The sequence below is a fragment of the Chryseobacterium sp. RU37D genome (genome assembly GCF_900156075.1).
In the GTDB taxonomy this organism is placed as follows: domain Bacteria; phylum Bacteroidota; class Bacteroidia; order Flavobacteriales; family Weeksellaceae; genus Chryseobacterium.
The window spans coordinates 26,095-47,792 of sequence record NZ_FTMM01000022.1; the positions used below are offsets into that span (position 1 = coordinate 26,095).

Here is a 21,698-nt window from a genome sequence, read left to right on the forward strand (position 1 = left end):
AATGTTAACAGGACAAAGATAGGTTTGCAGAAATCGGAAAAAGTTCGCTTATGCTAATAAATTACTTTTGACTTCTGATACGGCTTAGTGATGATGGTAAAATACCCAAATAGGAGGCTATCAGATATTGAGGGACGCGTTGTATAAGATCTGGATATTTATCCAATAATCCTTTATATTTTGAGGCTGCATCGGTAGAATAGATTTCTGAAATTCTCAGAATTGAATTTGCATATTCTGACTGGAACAGAACCCTTGAAAATTTTTCCATGCTAGGAACAAGCTGATGAATTATTTCAAAATCAGTTTTAGTAATAGTTCATAATTCACAGTCTTCAAGGGACCTAACGCCATAAGGTGTTTTAGGATCAGTCAGAGTACTACATAAAGTAGACATCCAATCTGTTTCTTTAGCAAATTGAATGACCTGTTCTTCTCCATTTTCTAATGTTTTATAGGTATATAAGAATCCTTTTTCAATAAATATCAATTTACCGTTATATTGATTTTCCAATAACAAATCTTTTTTTCTTTTCACAATAAGAGGCTCAAAGAAGGATAATATTTTTGGTATGTCAGATTCTTCTAAATTAATTTTGGATTGTATATTTTTTATCAGTCTTTCTGCATTCATATTATTTTTTATTTACTATATCATTCTCTAGTTATATATTGTAAATATATAAAGTTTAAATGAAGTGGTTAAAAATCTGTAAATAAAAAGCCGTATCTCTTTGATACGGCTTAGGTTAATTAAGATTAGTATTTTAAGCTTCTATAATAGGATCGTCACCTCCCTTTTTCTTGTGATACTCTTCAAATTCTTCAGGATACAATTTTTTCAATCTTTCCTGTTCTTCTGCCTCTTTTTCGGCGTCATGAGCATGTTTTTCCACATATTTTCTTCTTCTGCTGATCTTACGTTTTGAGATAATGTAGAACATTACCGGAACAATGATCAGGGTAAGGAAAGTTGCAAACGAAAGCCCGAAAATAATGGTCCAGGCCAATGGCCCCCAGAACATTACGTTGTCACCACCTACAGAGAAATGCGGATTCAATGTTGTAAGGAAAGAGAATACGTCGAAGTTCAGACCAACTGCTAATGGAATCAAACCTAAGATCGCCGTTGTAGCCGTTAATAATACGGGTCTTAAACGTTCTTTTCCGGATTCTATGATGATTTCTTTTACCTCTTCAAGTTCCAGGTCATCATGTGTCTCAACACCTTTTTTATGAACCAGCTCATCAAGTTTAAGAACAAAGAAGTCCATCAAGACAATACCGTTTTTGACCACAACCCCAGCTAAGGAGATAATACCCATCATTGTCATTAGAATTACGAAGTCCATTCCGAAAATTGATAATCCTAAGAATACTCCTGCAAAACTTAAGAAAATGGTAGTCATAATAATTAAAGTTTTCGAAAGCGAGTTGAACTGGAATACAATAATAGAAGTTACTAATGCCATTGCCAGGAATAATGCAAACAATAGGAAGTTCATGTTTTTACTTTGCTCTTCCTGCTCTCCACCAAAACTATAGGTAATTCCATCTGGGGTTTTATAACTTTTCAATGAAGCTTGAATTTTCTTAACGATCTCATTTGCGTTGTATCCTTTTAATACGTTAGAATAAACCATGATTGTTCTTGTATTATCTTTTCTCTTAATTTTATTGAAAGTGTTTTCTTCTTTCATCGTAGAGAAAGTGGACATCGGAACCTGAATTACAGATCCGTTTGGCCCTTGCAATGTAATCGGCTGATTGAATAATATACTTGTATTTCTCCTCTGATCCTGTTGCAACCTTACAGAAATATCATAATCATCCTTTACATCTTTAAAGGTAGAAATATCTTGTCCAAACAAAGCTCTACGAAGCGTAATTCCTGTATATGCTGTCGTAACCCCCATATTTCCTGCTGCTTCCCTGTCAATATCAATAATAAGTTCCGGGCTTTCCTTATTGATATCAGACTGTAGTTTTTCAATTCCTGAAATACCTTGTTTATTGATATAAGTAATCATCTTATTCGCTTCCGCCAGCAGTTCATCATAATTGTCTCCTTTAAGCTCAATAGAAACCGGATAACCAACAGGCGGACCGTTTGCATCTTTTTCTACCGTAAATGTGAAACCAGGAATATTAGGAATCGCCTTTCTGATCTGCTCCATTACCTCACCTGTATCTACACCGTGACGTTTTGCAAACTCTACAAAAGTGATTGTAGTTTTTGATTTAAAAGGCGTATCAGCTTCTGAACCTGCATCAATTTGGGGGTTGATTGCTCCTTTTCCAACCTGTGTTACCATAGACTCTACAAGGAAGTTTTCACCAGTCTTTTTGTCTTTATATTGTTTAAGAACATTTAAAATTCTTGCTTCAACCTGCTTTGTAGCGCCATTTGTTTTTGCAATATCAGTACCTTGAGGATATTCCATATAGATAATCACCTGTTTAGGAATGTTTTCTGGGAAGAAAAGAACTTTTGAACGTCCTACTCCCATCATCACTCCATACAAAAAGAATGAAAAAATAAGTACCCCAACAACTCCTAAGAATGCATTTCTAGGTTTTTTACCTTGTAGCAGGCCTCTTAAGAATGTCTGGTATTTTTTAGCCAGATTTGGGAAGAATGTATACTGAAAATGCTCAATTCTATCATGGAAAAAGTTTTTATACAACCATATTGCAATAATTGCTAATACGGAAAGGGTAACAATTGCCATAAAAAATTCTACTCCTGTAATTAATCTTAACCCTCCGAAAACAATTGCTAAAATGGCAAAAATAATGGTATATTTTTTGGCCTGAGAGCCAGTAATGTTTTTATTATCCAAAGTCATTCCTCCACCCGTCATGGAAGCATTGATAATTAATGCGACGAAAAGTGAAGCTAAAAGCGTGACACTAATTGTAATCGGGAAATATCTCATAAATTTACCCATAATCCCCGGCCACATCAACATTGGTAAAAATGCACAAACTGTCGTTAAAGTAGACGTAATTACCGGAAAAGCAATCTCACCGATACCGAATTTTGATGCTTCTCTCCTTTTATAACCTTTCTCCATATTGGCGTAAACGTTGTCTACAACCACGATCCCATCATCCACCAACATCCCGAGACCCATTACCATTGCAAAAAGTACCATGGTATTCAATGTAACGCCAAAAGCACTCAGTACAGCAAAGGCGATTAACATTGAAAGCGGAATCGCCGTTCCTACGAATAATGCATTTTTAAGTCCCATTGAGAAACTTAACACGCACATTACTAGAAGGATACCAATAAGGATGTGGTTTGCCAATTCGTTTACCTGATGTTCAACGTCTGTAGACTGATCGGATGTTAATGAAATATCAAGATCTTTTGGAAGGTAAGTTTCCTGAGCTTTTTTAATTTTTTCCTTTGCCTGTTCAATGGCTGCAATCATATTGGTTCCTGATCTTTTCTTTAGATTGATCATTACCACATCTTTTCCGGATTCTCTTGCATAGGTAGTTTTTTCTTTTTCTTTAAACTCTACTTTTGCAATATCCATTATTTTTACTCCCGGCTTTACGATGAAATTGTTGACATCGGTAGGAGTTGAAATTTGTCCTTTAATTCTTACATTTTCACGGTTTCCTTCTGTAATGAGACTCCCTCCGGAAATGGTAATATTTTCGTTTCGGATCGCATTAATAACCTGATCAAAACTTACTCCCGCGGCATTCATTTTATAGATATCCAATGCAACTTCCACTTCATTGTCATCAACCCCCAAAACCGTTGCTTCTTTTACTTCAGGAATGTCTTCAAGATCGTCTTTGATATCATCTGCATATTGTCTTAGCGTAAATTTCGGATAATTTCCTTTTAAATTTACGTTCAGAATAGGCATTTCTTCAGAGATATTAAGATCAAAAACACTAGGTTCTACTTTGGAACCGGAGTCTACTGTTGGCCAGTCCTGATCTCCTTTTGCTTCGTCTACTTTATCTTTAATCCTTTGTTTCGCTTCTGCTAAAGGTACTTTTTCATTAAATTCTACTGTAATAAGACAGTAATCCTGGAATGAATTTGAAGTTACCTTATCTACCCCTGAAACGTTCTTGAATTTATCTTCAAGCTCTTTCGTAATAAGCTTTTCAACATCTTCCGCTGAGTTTCCAGGGTAAACAGAAGAAATATATATTTTGTTTTCTACCACTTCTGGAAAGCTTTCTCTTGGCATTGACATATAAGCAAAGATCCCCAGAATTACAATAATAAATGTAAGTACATATACCGTGGTTCTATTGTCTACCGCCCAGCTGGAAAAGAAAGACTCTTTTTCGTGGTGTTTATTTTCGCCCATAATTATTTATTTATTTCAAATGAGTTTATTTTTAAGAAATTTTAATTTTCTGTCCTTCTATAAGCGTTTTAGAACCATCAGTAATTATCATATCTCCAGATTTAAGACCTTTTGTAATTTCTACACTATTTTCAGACTTTTGTCCGGTTTCTACATAAACTTTTTTAGCAACTCCATTTTCTCCGTTGATGTTGGTTGCAACAAAAACATAGCTCTTGTGTGCCGCATCTTCATAAATATACTGAGCTGGGATCTGTAAGGCGGAAGGATTCACATAATCCTGGATTTTGATCTGGGCCAATAAATTTGGTTTTATATAGCCTCCTTCATTCGAAACAGGAACCTGAATGATGAATGTTCTTGTAGCTGGATCAATATAATTACCAACCAATCTCACGCTAGATTTAACAGATTTATTAAGTGCCGGAAAGTTGATTTCTACACCTGTCCCCGGTTTTACGTTTGCAAGGTATGTTTCAGGAACTTTAGCTTCTACACGCATGACTCCTAGACTTATTAATTTAACAATATCTGTAGCTGGTGCTGCGGATACAGCTTGCCCGTTCTGTGTAATCACTTTATCGATTACACCGCTAAACGGAGCTACGATGGTTGTTTTCACTAAATTTGCTCTTATGGCATCAGCAGCTTTTTGCGTAGCAGCGACTTGGCTTTGAGCGGCAGCAATCTGTTTCTGAGCAGACTCATAATTGGTTTTTGCCTGAAGGTACTGATATTCTGAACCGATTTTTTGTTTCCAAAGAGCACTTTGCTTTTCATAGGTAATTCTTGCCAAATTAGCCTGAGATTTTATCTGCTGAAGCTGTGCATTTGCTGCAGAAACCTGAATTAAAGCTTGTTTATGCTGGTCGTTCAGGCCTCCGTCTGCGATTCTCCCTATTACCTGACCTTTATTTACTCGTTGACCTTCTTTTACATAAAGCGTTAATGTTCCATTAAACTGGGATTGTACTTTTACGTCCTGGTCTGTGATAACACTTCCTTGTATTTCAACATTATGGGCAAATGAAGTTTCTTGTAACTTCAGCACGGACACATATCCTGTAGTCTGATTTACTCCTAATGCCGTAAGATTTTTGTCTACTTCAGACATAATATTGTTCAGACTGTCCAGTTTTGCTTTCTGACGGTCTTTGTATGCTTGTAACCCTTTTACATCTTTAGTTTTGATAAGGGCTTGTAAAGTTTTATTTTGTGTAGCACCTTCCTTTTTGCAGGCTGCAAGAGTAAGTAATAATGCTATTGGAAGAAATATTTTTTTCATGTGTAATATTATTTTATTAAATGATTTAAAGATTGGGAAACTATAACTCTCCTTTTGCTTTATCTAAAGCCACTTTAGCCTGAATTAAATTAATTGCAGATTGATAAAGTAATGATTGAGAATTATATAATTGTGTCTCACTATTCTGAAGATCAAAACTACTACCCAAACCTTCCTTGAATTTGATCTGTTCTTTACGATAGATACTCGATGACAGTTTAATCTGCTCCTGAGCCGTTTTGTAGCTCTCAAAAGCGTTGTTGTAATCAACTGATTTTTCGAAATAATCTTTCTTAAGGCTTTTTTCAGTATCTTCTTTATCCAGCTGAGCTTTGGTTACATCCAGCTGAGCTTGCTGAGTTTGCCAATGTCTTTGTAAACCACTGAAAATAGGAATATCCAATTGTAAACCTAAAATAGATGAGTCAAACCATCTTGTTTTTGTATCAAAAACATTAAACTGATTACTTCCTGTATTAATACCATAGTTTGCAATTCCTGTTAATGAAGGTAATGCTTGAGATTTTTGGTATTTTAACTGTAATTCAGAAACTTTTAATGCATTATTTTTCAATCTCATATCAATATGATTTGTGATATCTACACTTGCATTTTGATCTACCAATACCTGATTTTTCTGAACCATTTCATCAAGAGTGGTAGAAAGCTCAATTTCCTTCTCCAAAGGATAACCCATTAGATATTTAAGAGCCATCAAAAGTTTGGTTCTTGTTCTTTTCAAATTTTCTTTATTGGTTTCCAGGCTTTTATAGCTAAATTCTAATTGTTCTACATTTTGTTCTTCTGTAAGACCTACTTTATAGGTTGCTTTGGTATCATTTAAAGTTTTTTCCGCCACCTTCATATTTTCTTCCAGCGTTTTGATGTTTTCATCGGTGGAAATTACCGCTGCATAAGCCATCATAATACCTTCTTTAATACTTATTTCGGTTTTTTCTTCTGCTAAAGCTGCCGTTTCTTTGTATGCTTTTGCAGATTTTAATCCTACCAAATAAGAACCATTAAAAAGAATTTGGGTCAATGTAACTCCAGCATTAGTATTATGCTTCAATCCCTGCGGGAATTCCTGTATCGAGCCAGCTGGAACACTAGGGTCAAAAACACTTGCATCGATCAGCATAACAGGTGTTTTTAAATAATAATTATACTTTGCTTGCCCGCTAATCTGAGGAAGCCCTATTCCGGTAGTTTCTTTAACCTTCTGAGATGCTTTTATCTGATCAATTCTAGCTTTTTTTACGCTGACATTGTTATTGATAGCATAGTCTAAACTCTGCTCCACAGTAAAGCTTTGCTGAGCCTGTAAAAAGCCGGAAATCACAAATGCAGCAGCTATCCCAATTTTTAGCTTTTTTGCAGTTATACTTTGTTTTTCCATAATTTTTTTATACTTCGTTTATTTTTTTAGTTTAATTTTTTTAATGTTTTATTTCTAAAGAACGAATTACTTTTTAAAATACTTTAATGTTTATTTAATTTTTAAATAACATATTTAGAATAATGTCTTTTCTTGCAGAAATAATTTTATCAAATTTTTTTTCACTAATCATAAGATTTTCCATTAATAAAGGTCTTACTGCACTTGGAAAAACCAATAAAGAAACCATATTTAAGAGAAACTGCACAGGTTCCATTTTTTCAATACTTCCTAGTTCCATTTCAGCTTCTATGTCTTTATAAAGTTTATGAAGTTCGTCTTCTTCGATATCTTTTTTATGACAATTTCCTTTATTGATTTGCGAAACAATATATGTTTCTAGATAGGGATACTGAAGGCTTGTGGATAAACTTCCTTCTATAAACTGACCTATTTTTTCTTTGAAAGGTAGATCAGAATTCATAATAATTTCAGATTTTTCGTGTTCTACTTTTTGCGCTTCATCAAAAATAATCTGGATTAGGTTGTCTCTTGAGCGGAAATAATAGTTTATAAGTGTTCTGTTGACACCGGCTTCATCGGCAATTTCTTGGGTAGTGGCATCAAACTTACCTTTTACAAAGAATAAATTCTTTGCTGTCTCCTTGATCAAGTCTTGTGTTTGGTCTTTTTTTGCTTGATTTGACATTTTTGTTAAACAAATTTGTGCAAATTTATGTCAATTTTTACTTTTGACAAAGCTGTTAAACAAAAAAATTAATGGTGATTATTATGATTTGCATCAGTTTTTCTGAATTTTATGCAGATATTATTGTCATTCTCATCAGATATTCTGTTAAAATATGACCATTATATTAAAAAAAATTCAATTTCTAATTGTTAATTTCTATTTAGGTGAAAATTTATTTATGAGCACAAATAATCAAATACATAACACCAATCTAAAGAATAACCAAAGCATAGACACCATCTGGAACGTCATAAAGAACTCTTCTAAAAACGACTAAAAGTGAAGAGGCATAGAAATAAGTAAAAAAGATGTGAGATGTAGAAACTGTGTTTGTAAGTCTTAAAAACAAGCATCATTTTTAGCAATTTATAGTAAAATTGTAAAAAAAATAGTTTAGCATACAAATTAAAAAAGAAAGTGACATAAAAGGTATATCAATCAAAACAATCATCCTAAAATAATAGGGACAATTTACAAACAAAAAAAACCACCTCAAGGAAAATAAGGCGGCTTCTTTTTTATATATGAATGTTAAAAATAAACTAGTTTTAATTGTTATAGGTTTCCTGTACTTTGTTTTTTAATTCATCAGCTTTCTCCTGAACCTGAGAAGTAACATTATTGGCTTTATCTTTAAGGTCATTTCCCCATTTATTTAGGTTGTCTTTTGCATTATTGATCTTATCTTTTACAGCTTGTTGTTCTTCAGGAGTAGAATTTTTATATTTCCAATATGCTAATGCTCCTAAACCTAGTAGTGCTAATAAGCCCTTTGCTTTGTTTCCCATGATTTCTATTTTTTAAGTGATTAATAATTAAAGTTTGTTATAATGAATCATGTAAAATGTGTGCCAAAAAAAATATCCATACTTATAAAATAATGTTAAAGTTATTTGAAAACTTCAAAATTTTCACCATCAAAATTTGCGAAAACCATAGTAGGATAAGAATCCTGATGGTACATATTTCCATTTTTATCAATAGCAATAGCCCCTGCAAAACCATCGATCGCTTTCAACTCTTCAAAAGTTTTTGAGAATGCATTTTCTAAAGTCATACCATCTGTTACCCGGGTAACAATTTTTGCTGCCGTAGCATTACTCACAATATCTTCTCCAACTCCTGTACAGCTTACCGCACAGAAAGAATTAGCATAATTTCCGGCAACTGTTGCAGAATCAGAAATCCTTCCCGGAATTTCAAAACCCTTTCCTCCGGTAGACGTTGCAACAGCTAATTTTCCGTCTTTGTCAATAGCCACACATCCCACAGTACCTTTTCCGCCGTTTTTTAGTTTTTCTTCATATTCTTTTCTTCTTTGCAGAATTTCGGTTGAAAAATTTTCAAAACCATGTTCTGTAGCATAGTTTTTTGCACCATTTCCACCTAAAACCCTGTCGTCTTCATTCATTAATTCTTTAGCTACCAAAACTGGGTTTTTTACATCCTGAATATTGATAACTCCGCTTAATTTCTGAGTATCACCATTCATTATGGCGGCACTCATCCTGATCACGCCATCACTTTGGATTTGAGAGCCTGTTCCTGCATTGTATAACGGATCATTTTCTAATAGCGAAACGGCATAAGCAACAGTATTAATTGCAGAATTTGACTGAAGGTATTCAAAAGCTTTTTTAGCTATATTTTTTAAAGATTCTTGTTTAGCTGTTTTTACTTCGTTACTTTGGTCACTTTCAGAGAAGAAACCACCGTGGATGATTATTTTCATAATGTTTTGGATATCAATTGTGAATAGTCAGTTGTGAATTTTAAAATTAAGATAAAAATTGAGTTTCACAAAATTCGGACTTTTTAATTTTTACTTTGCTTTTTGCATTTCGTGTAAATTTATCTACATAAAGTTCGTCATTCCGTAAGGACCTAAACTTAGTATTAGATTGATTTATAGAAAGATTCGGGCCTAGATTCCTACAGAATGACAAATTTTACGGATATTTTTAAAAAAATTAATTGATGATTGCGACCCTAGGCCCGTTGTAACGGCATCCTTTTGGGTTACAGACTGCGCTGCGCTGCGCCCGCAACCCAGAAGATATAGTGAGAAGAGGGAAATAGCTTCTAATAAAATTAAAAACTTTTGCACAATCAAAAGCTTGGACCACAAAACTCGTAGGTTTTACCGGTCCTGCGGTATCGGGTTAAATTGAGAATTTTCGATGGTTAACGTCTTTGTAATCAAATCATAATGATCATTCATTGACATAACGTGAACCGTCAAATTATCAATAGAAATAGGCTCACCAAGATTAATATTCGTAAGATTGGTGTCTTTTATAAATCTTCCGTCCACTAAAATTACTAGCCCTGAGCCCACTGCTGTCATTACATCATTATGAATGAAAAGTCCTGTATCTTCTCCCAATCCTATTCCCAACGTTCTCGGATTATTCACAACAGCCTGGAAAAGCCTTCCGATTCTTCCGCGCTGTACGAAATGAGTATCAATAATCACATTATCAATTAAGCCTAAACCCTGGGTAGTTTTAATTTCTCCTTTCAGGAGAGCTTCAGAGCTGCTTCCCTGATAGATCATATTTTCAGATGCAGCAGCAGCTCCGGCAGAAGTCCCGGAATAGATGAAGTCCTGCTCCTGATATTTAAATAAAATAGTATCGTGAAACCTTGTTCCGCCAAGAATTGATGTCAGTCTCAATTGATCTCCTCCGGTAAACATAACTACATCTGCAGCATTGGCTCTGGCAACCATTGCATCAGAATTAGCTTCCTCACGATTATGAATGTCGAGAATATTCACATTTTTTGCACCTAGAAATTCGAATGCTTTTTTATATTCGGTACCTACTATCTGCGGAATTTGAGAGGCTGTGGTTACAATTTCAATGACAGAATCTTCTTTAAGCTTAGATTCATTAATAATTTTTCTTAAAATACCTCTCTCAAAAAAGTTAAGATTTTTTTCAATATTTTGATCAAAATCGGTTTCGGCAAAGCTTCCTTTGTTTACAGCGCCTCCGATTACAATTAATTTTCCAACGGGTTTCATCATAGTGTGCAAATTTAAAAAATATTTAACATTTGGCGAAATTCGTGCCATATTTAGATTGATTCTGAGTATTTTAGAATTGTTAATAAAATTTCTAAAATTTTTACTAAATCTTATGTTATGATATAGTTTCGTTTAGGGTTTTACATTATCTTTGATTTTAAATGGGGTTATTATTAACAGTCAAATGCAAAATTAGTCTATGAAAATCGAAAAAATACAGGCATTGCGAGGCCCGAATATTTGGAGTATCAGAAGAAAAAAGCTGATACAGATGAGGTTGAATCTTGAGGAAATGGAAAATTTTCCTACCAATAAAATTGAAGGTTTTCGGGAAAGAATAGAAAAACTGATCCCATCACTATACACCCACAGATGTTCTGAAGGCGTAGAAGGCGGTTTTTTTCACAGGGTAGAAACAGGAACATGGATGGGGCATGTTATTGAGCATATTGCTCTAGAAATCCAGACGTTAGCCGGAATGGATGTAGGTTTTGGAAGAACCCGCGAAACAAAAACTCCCGGAGTTTATAATGTAGTTTTCAATTATTTGGAAGAAAATGCGGGAATTTATGCTGCTGAGGAGGCCGTGAAAATTGCAGAAACATTAATCAACGATACTGAATATGATTTAAACGCATGTATTCAAAAATTAAAGGAAATTAGGGAAAGGGTTCGTTTAGGACCATCCACAGGAAGTATTGTCGAGGAAGCCGTTTCCAGAAAGATTCCCTGGATCCGGCTGGGAACAAATTCTCTGGTACAGCTCGGATATGGTGTAAATCAACAAAGATTTCAGGCAACGATTACCGGGAAAACCAGCTCTATTGCGGTAGATATTGCCTGTAATAAAGAATTAACGAAAAGAATGCTCCACGATGCAGCAATCCCTGTCCCGATTGGCGATTTGGTAACTCATGAAGAAGAACTGGATGCTGTGGTGAGAAAAATAGGATATCCGGTAGTTATTAAGCCTTTAGACGGAAATCACGGGAAAGGCTCATCAATTAATATTAATGGTTGGGAAGCTGCAAAAGTAGGCTTGGAACATGCTCAGAAATATTCCCGGAAAGTAATCGTCGAAAAATATATTACAGGCTATGATTTCCGGCTCTTGGTCATTAATAATAAAATGGTGGCCGCAGCCCGAAGGGTTCCTGCACACATTGTAGGTGACGGGGAGCGGAACATACGACAGTTAATTGATAAAGAAAATAAAGACCCGAGAAGAGGATACGGGCATGAAAATGTTTTAACCGAAATTGAAGTAGATAAAGATACTACAGAGCTTCTTGAAAAGCTTCAATATACTTTGGAAACGGTTCCTCAAAAAGGAGAAGTGGTATATTTAAAATCAACCGCAAATCTTTCAACGGGAGGAACTTCAATCGACGTTACCGATATGGTTCACCCGGAAAATATCACAATGGCAGAAAGGATCTCAAAGATCATCGGTCTGGATGTCTGCGGGATTGATATTATGGCTGAAAACCTTACCCAGCCTTTAAAGGAAAGTGGAGGGGCTATTATTGAGGTTAATGCAGCACCGGGTTTCAGGATGCATCTTGCTCCGAGCGAAGGACTACCGAGAAATGTTGCTGCACCGGTTGTCGATATGCTGTATCCCCCCGGAAAACCTTTTACAATACCGATTATTGCCGTTACCGGAACAAATGGAAAAACAACGACCACAAGATTAATTTCACATATTGTTAAAAGCAACGGGTACAGGGTAGGATTTACCACTTCAGACGGAATTTATATTCAAAACACCATGCTGTCAAAAGGTGATACTACAGGCCCTCTTTCTGCAGAATTTATCTTAAAAGATCCTACTGTAGAATTTGCTGTTCTAGAAACCGCAAGAGGCGGGATTTTACGTTCCGGGCTTGGTTTTTCGCAATGCGATATCGGGGTTTTAACAAATATTGAGGAGGATCATTTGGGAATGAACGATATCCACAATCTGAAAGATTTAACAAGGGTAAAAAGGGTAGTCCTCGACAGTGTAAAGAAAAATGGATGGAGCGTTCTGAATGCAGATAATGAATATTCTATGAAGATTATAAATGATCTGGATTCTAATGTAGCTATTTTCAGTATGAATGAGAATAATCCTCACATTCAGAAGTTTGCAAAGGAAGGGAAAATCACTTGTGTTTATGAAGAAGGTTTTGTAACCATCAAAAAAGGTGACTGGAAAATCAGGATCGGAAAAGCAAAAGATTTCCCGATTACCATGGAAGGGAAAGCTAAGTTTATGATTGAGAACGTTTTAGCCGCAAGTTTAGGATCTTATTTATACGGTTTCGGGATTGAAGATATTTCAAATTCTTTAAGAACCTTCATTCCGAGTGCGCAATTAACGCCGGGAAGGCTGAATGTTTTTAAGTTCAAAAATTTTAAAGTATTAATTGATTTTGCTCATAATCCGGCAGGCTATCAAGCTATTGAAGATTATCTTAAAAATATAGAATCCAGTAAAAAAATCGGAATTATTTCCGGAGTAGGAGACCGACGTGACAATGATATCAGGGAATGCGGGAAAATTGCCGGCAGAATGTTTGACCATATCATTATCCGAAACGAAAAGCATCTTCGCGGAAGAACGGAAGATGAGATCAACGGCCTTATCATCGAAGGAATGCAGTCCTCAGGAAGAAACGTAAGCTACGAAATTATTCCTAAAGAAATTGAAGCCCTGAAACACGCCATCGGAATGGCTGAAGAGGGGACTTTCATTACCGCTTTAAGCGATGTCATTTCTAATGCCATTGATCTTGTTCAGGAGTATCAAGCGAGAGAATTGCTTGAGGATGAGAAGATGTAAGAATTATGATTTATTAGTTTCGGCGGCGGCGAAGCCGCCGCCGAAACTAATTAGAATTATTGTAAAAAGATGCTTCGACTCCGCTCAGCATGACATTTCTAATACTAACTGTTTTGTTTTGGCAGCTAATTTTTAGCAGTGTCATGCTGAGCGGAGTCGAAGCATCTTTTATTTAATTAAAAATCATTCCTCACCAAAAAACGCATTAGAGCTTCCAATCCAGATTGCATCTTTTTTATTGAAATCTACGTTTACCATTGCGGCTTTCGTCATTCTTCCCAAATTTTCCAATAAAATAGGACGTTCGTCATTTTCGTACCAAATGTACAGCAAACGAATTTCTGCCTTTGAAAATTCTCCGTTAATATCTTCAAAAATCGGTTCGTAATTCACTTTTCTTTGTAAAATATAGTTTTCTTTATCTTCAATAGCGTCTGTGATTTCTTTGGTTGGATTCAAATTAACACCACTTCCGGCGAAAGAAAATAAAGGCTTCAAAACAAAATCTTCAAGGTTTTCAGAACCCGGAAATTCATGTAAAAAATAACTTTTCGGAACAAACTGATGCTGCAAAAGAGGTAGCAAAAACTTGGAAATTTTAAAGAACCAATTCGGGTGTGTAACCCAGGTTACATCGATATCTTCACGGAAGTCAAATTCTGTTTTAAGATCAGGAATTTTGTCTAATTCATCAAAAATTACTCGGTTGTAGATTCTTTTAATTTCAGTTAATTTTCCATTGTTTTCGTAGAATAATTTTTTGCCTTCTTTTTTAATCTTGGTAAGGCACACTGTTTTTATTCCCAGCAATTTTTCAGTTAAAACAAAATCAATGGCAGTCTTTTGTTTTTCAGGATAAATTTCAAGAAGAATTACATTTTCTGGATTTTCATTCCCAAGAATTAAATTTTTTAAGTAATATTTAAAATCTTCATGAGGCATTTTATTTCTGATTTCAGAAAGAAAAGGATAGACTTCGCAAAAAGTATCCTCAAAAACTTTTTGAAAAGCGTATAATGACGGAAAGGCTTGAAGTTCTATCAGTTGCGGTTCTATTTCCCCGTTTTCACTTTTACAAATTCCAAAATCGATGGTAAAAAAATGGGGTTTGTCTGTATCATTCGGGACACGGCAGTTATCTGGAATGGCTTTCTGCAGGGTTTCTGCAGGCAGATTTTTGATCTGATTGATAATGCTTTCGCTGGCGTCAAGCATTTTATTTTCAAATTCTTTACTTAAGAAAAGCGGACTTTCAGAAATCCTGAATGCTGACTCCAAACCGCTTTTTTCTTTTAGAATTTCTTTGAACCGGTTATATTTTTCTTGTGAAAACTCCTGATTAAACTGCTTTCTGTATTTTGAGATCATATTCTTTTTCTTTGTGATTTTAAAAAATCGGACAATTGCTGCCCGATTTTATGTATTGATTTTAATTATAATTAAGCCAAAGCCTTACAGCCCTTCAAAACGTTTTTTTTTGCAAACTGCAAGAATCGCGGAAGAATCTGTGCCTGGGTAAGGATAATTTTATCTTCATCGTCCATTCTGTCTATTGTTTCCAAATATTTTTCCATTCCGAAGCTTTCGATCATGGCCTGCTTATTTTTTTCGTCTTTAAGGTTTTCCACCATACCTTCCGGATTGGCTTCCGGGTGAAATTGTGTGCCGAAGATCTCTTCTGAAAAGCGAATCGCCATCACCGCTCTTTCCAGATTAATATGGGGACGGAATTTTTCGATGGCCACGATTTTCATTCCTAATTCTTCAAAACGCTCATGATTAGGCTCAATGAACTGATACGCTCTTGAATCCACCGCATAGAAAGGATCAGGAAGGTTTTTAAATAAAAATTCTTGTTCGCCTTCTTCCGTTTTATGAACTGGCATTACCCCAAAAGAATACGATTTTCTCTTGCATATATTCCCCAACTCCCAATGTATACTTGCTAATTGGAAAGAATGGCAGATCAGAAACAAATATTTTTTATCCTCATTATATTTATTATGCTCAAAAACCGAATCTAAAAAGCAGGCAAATCTATCTTCCCACTCATGTCCTTCTCTGTGCGGATTTCCGGGGCCTCCCGAAGAAATAAAGATATCGAAATCTTCCACAGCCGGAATTTCATTTTTAAATCTTACATCAAAGGTGGTGATGCTTACATGTCCTTCAGAGCTCTGTTGAAAAGCTTCAGAAATTTCTTTTATATTTCTAAATCCTTGATTCACATGATTGTTATTCATGTCCAGCAATGCGATTCGAATATCTTTCATACTACATTATATTTTTTGCAAAGTTACCAAAATATTATGAAGCATGCTCGCCATGTGTTATACCATACTCTGTTTCTGAGATCATATAATCAACAACTTTCGTCAGATCTCCTGTTTCTTGGAAGATCTGAAGCTGCCTATCTGCGCCGGTTCCGTTTTCTAAAATTTTCCATGCGTATTCCACCTCTTCACGGCATCCGAGATCATCTACAACATCATCTATAAACTCCAGAAGCTCTTTTAATAAGTGAGGATACGGAACGGATTCTTCTTTCCCAAAGTCTATCAGATGAGCTTCGATACCGCTTTTGGAAGCTCTCCATTTATTTTCATTTAATAATAATCTTCGGTAGCTTCTGAAACTTAAATTTTGCTGGTGAAGCTTATATATTTTGGCCACCAAAGCCTGCATAATGGCTGCAAGGCAAACCGTTTCATCAATTCTCAGCGGCATATCACAAATTCTGAATTCAATGGTAGGGTAGAACGGGTGAACCCTCAGATCCCACCAGATTTTCTTGGCATTATCGATGGTTCCGGTCTTTACCAGAAGGTCAACATAGCTGTCGAATTCTGCTAAAGAATTGAAATAGCTGGGAATACCTGTTCTTGGGAACTTAACGAAAATTTCCTGCCTGTAAGATTTAAAGCCGGTATACCTCCCGATCCAGAAAGGTGAATTGGTGGATAAGGCATAAATGTGCGGAAGAAAATACCGCATTACATTCTGAATTCTCACACCTTCTTCACGGTTGGGAATTCCGATGTGGACATGGAGGCCAAAAATTAGGTTTTCGCGGGCCACATCTCCCATATCATCTACGATTTTTATATATCTTTCTCCTTGGGTAATGGTATTTGCAGACCAGTGCGAAAATGGGTGTGTTCCACCTCCGGAAACGCGAAGCCCCTGCTCGTGGGCAGTTTTTATTAAATGTCTTCTTAAATTGGTAAGTTCGGCTCTTGCCTCCTGAATATTCTGGCAGATTCCCGTTTCCATCTCGATCATGGATTCGTGCATTTCGTGTTTTAAGTTTTCGCTTAAAACTGCTTTTCCACCTTCAATAATTTTCGAAACATGAGAGATCAGATCCCTGCTCTCAACATCAATGATTTGATATTCTTCTTCGATTCCTATGGTAAATTGATGCATTTTTTTCGTGCTTTTAATTTCTTTTCAAATAATTATTTTACAGAATCTTTAACGAAAGTTCCCCATGAAATATTAGGTTTTCCGGGAACATATTCTTTAGCCTTTTCTACGGCTAGTTTGGCTGCATGCTCTACGATCCATGCAAAATTTTCTTCACCTACAGAGTTTCTGTCTGCGTCAGGAGCCGGGTTGCAGAAGTCTATGGCATAAGGGATTCCGTCTCTCACTGCAAATTCTACGGTGTTGAAATCATAACCCAGCGCTTCATTCATTTTAATGGTATAGTCGTGAATAGTTTTTAATAATTTCTCCAGCTCCGCACCCTGAGTCTGATGGGTGGTGGCATATCTCAAATGGTGTGCATTTCTTGGTTCGTAAGGCATGATGTGAACATATTTCTTGCCTAAACAATAGACTCTGTAATAATCTTCAAAGACAATTTCTTCCTGAACCATCATTACCAGCTGTTCTGTTTCTCCGAGTTTATTCCAAAGATCTTCAGGGTTTTCTACTCTGTAAACGTTTCTCCAGCCGCCGCCATCATGCGGTTTCATATAAGCCGGAAAACCAATATAATTGAATATATAATCCCAATCGTGAGGAAATTTCAGGTTTCTGAAAGAAGTTTCCGAAGTATTGGCCGGTCTTTCGTGTGACGGCAGCAAAACGGTTTTAGGAAGAGGAATCCCGAGTTTTATCATTAAAGCATTATTAAAAAACTTTTCGTCTGCACTCCACCAGAATGGGTTGTTAATCACATAAGTTCCGTTTAAGGCTGCATTTTTAAGATAGGCTCTGTAGAAAGGAACGTCCTGTGAAATCCTGTCGATAATTACTGCATATCCGTAATCTGCACCTTGCTCCAGCTTATCAATGGTTACGGGTTCGGCAACGATCTCTCCGCCTCCCAGCTCATTTACTTTATCGATAAACGCCCAGGGAAATGTGTCTTCCATACCGAATAGGATTCCTACTTTTTTTGTCATAATTGATGTTTTTGATGTTATATTACTATTTGATTAATTTGAGGTTGAGATTTTATTTTCATTAAGATATTTAATCTAAATCTAAGCCTTAGTTTTATTTTACTTAGGAAAAGAACGCTCCGATAAATGTCGGGAAAACCATTCTCCAAAGCGGCCAGTCGTGATTGATCCATTTTCTTTCGTCGTACCAGAAATCAATTCCTTTTGAGCTTAAAATTTCGGCCATTTCTATATTTTTGTCTTTGCAGATGTCCTGATCAGAAGTGCTTAAAACGATGTGCATATGCTTGTATTTCCAGGCTTCATCATTTTTTACATATTCTCTCGGGCAGTTAAAGTAAACCAGCTCATCAGAAAATCCATCCATAAAATTTCTGATGCTGAAAGCTCCTGACAAACAGAATAAATGGGAGACTATATCAGGAAATCTAAATGCAAAATTTGCGGCGTGATATCCTCCGAAACTTGCTCCTGCAACGGCTACACGGTGAGTTTTGTGAATTTTCTGAATATAAGGTACAAACTCCTGAATCAGAAACTGCATATATCTTTCATAATTTTTGATCCTCTGCTGCGGAGAGATATTATTGTCATAAAAGCTCCAGCTGTCAATGGTCTGAATGTTATATAATTTTACTTTTCCCTGCTCTATAAACCAATTGATGCTTCCGTTTAAATGGAAATCATGGTTTTGGGTATATTGTCCCTGAGAAGTAGGGAACATGATGATTGGATATCCGTAATGTCCTGTTACTTCTACCTTAAGACTTGTTCCTAAAATATGTGAATAATAATCTGTATGTTCTATCTGAGGCATTTTTTTATAATTGATGAATGAATGATATTTGAATTGGTTGCTAGTTATCAGTTATGAGTTATGAGTAATTTTGCTAACTTCTAACTTGTCGGCTTCTCTTTCGGAGGAAGAATGTTCAGCATTTCCGCATGAATTTTTTCTGCAGCCATGTCCAGTCTTTCCTGAATAATTATTGAGTCATTCGACTTATACACAATTCCTACGTGATAATCAATAGGTAAAAACTTTACTACTTCTTTGCTCTCAAACTGGCTGTAATTGGGTTCTTTATCTTTAATCAAAGCTATAATCAATCCTGAATAATAGCCTGTAGGTTTAGAAATTTCATAGTTGATTCCTTTTAATAAAGCATCTTCAATCCTTGCCCATTCTCTCCAGATATTGATATTGCTTGAAGCTTCTACCAGGTCAGGAATGTGGGCACCTCCAACACGGGAAGATGTTTCAAGGAAATAATACTTTCCATCTTCTCTGCTTCGGATAAATTCTGTGTGAGTAGCTCCGTTAATAAGTCCAAAATTAGAAAGTACTTTTGCATTTACCTCTTCAAGTGCTTTGAATTCATCAGAATATCTTCCTAATGTTTTTGATCTGAAAACGCCCCCTTCATGCGAAACCTGCATCGGCGGTGCAAGATATTTGGATGCTGAAGTAAAAACGATTTCTTTATTAAAAGTCAGGCTGTCAACATGATAAACGTCGCCCGGCTTGAAGCTTTCCAGAAGGAATAAATGGCGTTCTTCGCCAAGCGTGTTCAGGGCATTCCAAAGCTCATTTTTAGAAGATATTTTTTTAATTCCCGAGGCAGATGCTTCGGAACGTGGCTTTAAAACCCACGGAGCCGGCACTTCATCTGCAAAGCGGTTCACCTCATCATTATTGAAAACCGCAGTAAATTCCGGAACGTTAATGCCAGAATCTTTTGCTTTCTGGCGCATGGCGAGCTTGTCCCTGAAATACCTGTGGGTAGTTTGTCCCATCCCTGGGATCCTGAAATTTTCCCTGATCAGAGCTGCTTTTTCTACATCATAATCATCAAGAGCTACCACGGCATCCACTTTTCTGGTTTGCATTAGATGAGAAAAACCTTGCACAAGATGATCAAGATTCCATACAGAAGGTTGGATTTCCGGCATATAGAATATCTCGTCGATGGCATGCCAAGGCCAGTTTTTTTCTTTAAGGTTTTCGGATGTCACTAAGATTATTTTATTACCAAGCTTTTTCATTTCATCCATGAAATCATAGCCTTTGTAATAGCACGAAATACATACTATAGTTTTTTTCTCCATATAATGTTTTTTTAATATTTATGAATTATCAAAAATAAAAGCTAATTAATATTAATTATATAATATCAAAATCTAAGATAAAGTGCGTTTTTGAAAATTCCTCTATCAATTATACAGAGAATTTTTGTAATAAACTAATTTTTAGTGATAATTTTCAATTAAATCTGTTAATAATTGTACTCCAAACCCTGTTGCAGCCTTTTCTTTGGCATATCCCACACTCCCGAAAGCTACCCCGGCAATATCTAGATGTGCCCATTTCGGATGATTTTCAATGAACTGTTCCAGGAATTTTGCCGCTATAATGCAGTCGCCGATTGGCTTCATCGAAATATTTTTCAGATCTGCCACATCAGATTGGATGTCATCTTTCCAAACATCCCACAAAGGAAGATTCCAAAGCCTTTGATTGGTTTTATCGCCTGTATTTATCAAGAGATTTTTTAGTTCTTCGTTATTGGAAAACAAGGCACCGCAGGTATCCCCAAACATCCTCACCGCACTTCCCGTCAGGGTGGCAAGGTCGATCAGGAAATCTGTCTTAAAGTTTCTTGCCATATAAGAAAGGCCGTCTGCCAGGATCATTCTGCCTTCTGCATCCGTGTTGAGAACTTCAATTGTTTTCCCGTTATAAGCCGTAATGACATCACTCGGAAGGAAAGCATTTTCGGAAATAGCATTATCTGTAATAGGTAAGATGGCAACAATATTCACTTGAAGCTGCATTTCTGCAGCATACATTAAAGTTCCCAGAACAGCCGTTGCACCTCCCATATCCGATTTCATATAATGCATATTGTCAGGGTTTTTCAGAGAAATTCCTCCGGTGTCAAATAATACGCATTTCCCGACCAGACCGAAAGTTTTGGCGTTTTTTGCCGTTGTTTTATATTCTAATATGGTGAAAGCAGCCTCATAAGCACTTCCCTGATTGACGGAAAGATACGCTCCCAAACCAAGTTCTTCACACTTTTTCCTGTTGAAAACAGTGTATTTTAAATTGTATTTTTTTGCTAAATTTTTTAAATATAGGCTTAAAGCATCAGGCTTTTTCAGGTTTGCCGGCTTATTCAGCCATTCCTGACAGGCAATTTGGGCATTGCTTAAAGCTTCTGCTTTTTGACTGATACTATCTAATTTTTTCTGACTTAAATTTTCAAAATGAAGCTCAAATTTTGCATTCCAGAAGACGTGGGTTCTTTCGAAGGGGTAGTTGTACGTACCAATTAAAAGTCCTTTTACAAATTCTTCAAATTGTTTTTCATTCATAAAATCACATAAAACTAATGTAGGGGCAGCTTCAAGCTTTCCTTTTTGTGTCTGTGAAAATTTTACGGCAGCCTGTTGGATTTCAAAATTCTGTACACTGGATTTTCCTAAGCCTATAAAATAAGTAATCCCTTCTTCATGGGCATTCACGAAGACTTCATATTTTTTTCCTGTGAAAAAAGTGGAAATATTTTTATTGAAGTTTTTATTTGTTTTTGTCCATTCCTCTTCAGTGAATAGATGAAGAATCTGAGTGTAATTTTTATTTTTTTTGTTGATTAGCTTCATAG

17 protein-coding genes are annotated in these 21,698 nt (G+C 35.9%); 1 reads left to right on the plus strand and 16 read right to left on the minus strand.

The genetic code is table 11. The features are described from left to right. Positions 1-61 precede the first annotated feature (61 nt). The 9 genes from BW926_RS10955 to BW926_RS10995 form a co-directional block, all read right to left on the minus strand. Positions 62-271, minus strand: coding sequence for a cyclic nucleotide-binding domain-containing protein (locus BW926_RS10955; RefSeq protein WP_076447055.1), 210 nt, complete (start codon positions 269-271; stop codon positions 62-64). A 48-nt stretch (positions 272-319) separates the two neighbouring features. After that, positions 320-634 carry a Crp/Fnr family transcriptional regulator gene (locus BW926_RS10960; RefSeq protein ID WP_076447056.1) on the minus strand — a complete coding sequence of 105 codons (315 nt, stop codon included), beginning with the start codon at positions 632-634 and terminating at the stop codon, positions 320-322. Between the two features lie 133 nt (positions 635-767). Continuing rightward, positions 768-4,346, minus strand: a complete 3,579-nt coding sequence (locus BW926_RS10965) for an efflux RND transporter permease subunit (RefSeq protein ID WP_076447058.1) — start codon at positions 4,344-4,346, stop codon at positions 768-770. A 31-nt stretch (positions 4,347-4,377) separates the two neighbouring features. Then, on the minus strand, positions 4,378-5,631 hold the full coding sequence (locus tag BW926_RS10970; protein ID WP_076447059.1) for an efflux RND transporter periplasmic adaptor subunit: 1,254 nt from the start codon (positions 5,629-5,631) through the stop codon (positions 4,378-4,380). 40 nt (positions 5,632-5,671) lie between these two features. Continuing rightward, the gene (locus tag BW926_RS10975; RefSeq protein WP_076447061.1) at positions 5,672-7,030 is read right to left on the minus strand and encodes a TolC family protein; all 1,359 of its coding nucleotides are present in this window, start codon (positions 7,028-7,030) and stop codon (positions 5,672-5,674) included. 94 nt (positions 7,031-7,124) lie between these two features. Beyond that, positions 7,125-7,718 carry a TetR/AcrR family transcriptional regulator gene (locus tag BW926_RS10980; RefSeq protein ID WP_076447062.1) on the minus strand — a complete coding sequence of 198 codons (594 nt, stop codon included), beginning with the start codon at positions 7,716-7,718 and terminating at the stop codon, positions 7,125-7,127. Between the two features lie 590 nt (positions 7,719-8,308). After that, a complete protein-coding gene (locus tag BW926_RS10985) occupies positions 8,309-8,548 on the minus strand; it encodes a YtxH domain-containing protein (protein ID WP_076447064.1) in 240 nt (79 codons plus the stop codon). Positions 8,549-8,649: 101 nt separating this feature from the next. Beyond that, a complete protein-coding gene (locus tag BW926_RS10990) occupies positions 8,650-9,492 on the minus strand; it encodes an isoaspartyl peptidase/L-asparaginase (RefSeq protein ID WP_076447065.1) in 843 nt (280 codons plus the stop codon). A 408-nt stretch (positions 9,493-9,900) separates the two neighbouring features. Next, a complete protein-coding gene (locus BW926_RS10995; protein ID WP_076447085.1) occupies positions 9,901-10,788 on the minus strand; it encodes a cyanophycinase in 888 nt (295 codons plus the stop codon). 202 nt (positions 10,789-10,990) lie between these two features. Between BW926_RS10995 and cphA the strand changes: the two genes are divergently transcribed. Then, a complete protein-coding gene (gene cphA, locus BW926_RS11000) occupies positions 10,991-13,618 on the plus strand; it encodes a cyanophycin synthetase (protein WP_076447067.1) in 2,628 nt (875 codons plus the stop codon). 183 nt (positions 13,619-13,801) lie between these two features. Here the strand turns inward: cphA and BW926_RS11005 are convergent, their stop codons facing one another. The 7 genes from BW926_RS11005 to BW926_RS11035 all read right to left on the minus strand — a co-directional run bounded on the left by BW926_RS11005 (position 13,802) and on the right by BW926_RS11035 (position 21,696). Beyond that, positions 13,802-14,986, minus strand: a complete 1,185-nt coding sequence (locus BW926_RS11005; RefSeq protein WP_076447068.1) for a hypothetical protein — start codon at positions 14,984-14,986, stop codon at positions 13,802-13,804. A 71-nt stretch (positions 14,987-15,057) separates the two neighbouring features. Further along, on the minus strand, positions 15,058-15,891 hold the full coding sequence (locus tag BW926_RS11010; RefSeq protein WP_076447070.1) for a type 1 glutamine amidotransferase: 834 nt from the start codon (positions 15,889-15,891) through the stop codon (positions 15,058-15,060). Between the two features lie 34 nt (positions 15,892-15,925). Next, positions 15,926-17,044, minus strand: a complete 1,119-nt coding sequence (locus BW926_RS11015; RefSeq protein WP_076447071.1) for a carboxylate-amine ligase — start codon at positions 17,042-17,044, stop codon at positions 15,926-15,928. Positions 17,045-17,076: 32 nt separating this feature from the next. Then, positions 17,077-18,030, minus strand: coding sequence for an ATP-grasp domain-containing protein (locus BW926_RS11020; protein ID WP_076447073.1), 954 nt, complete (start codon positions 18,028-18,030; stop codon positions 17,077-17,079). A 103-nt stretch (positions 18,031-18,133) separates the two neighbouring features. Continuing rightward, entirely contained in the window at positions 18,134-18,847 is a 714-nt protein-coding gene (locus tag BW926_RS11025; RefSeq protein WP_076447074.1) for an alpha/beta hydrolase-fold protein, read from the minus strand. Between the two features lie 80 nt (positions 18,848-18,927). Next, entirely contained in the window at positions 18,928-20,139 is a 1,212-nt protein-coding gene (locus BW926_RS11030) for an ATP-grasp domain-containing protein (RefSeq protein ID WP_076447076.1), read from the minus strand. 141 nt (positions 20,140-20,280) lie between these two features. After that, positions 20,281-21,696 (minus strand): leucyl aminopeptidase family protein, encoded by a 1,416-nt coding sequence (locus BW926_RS11035; RefSeq protein WP_076447078.1) that lies wholly within the window; start codon positions 21,694-21,696, stop codon positions 20,281-20,283. Between the last annotated feature and the right edge of the window lie 2 nt (positions 21,697-21,698).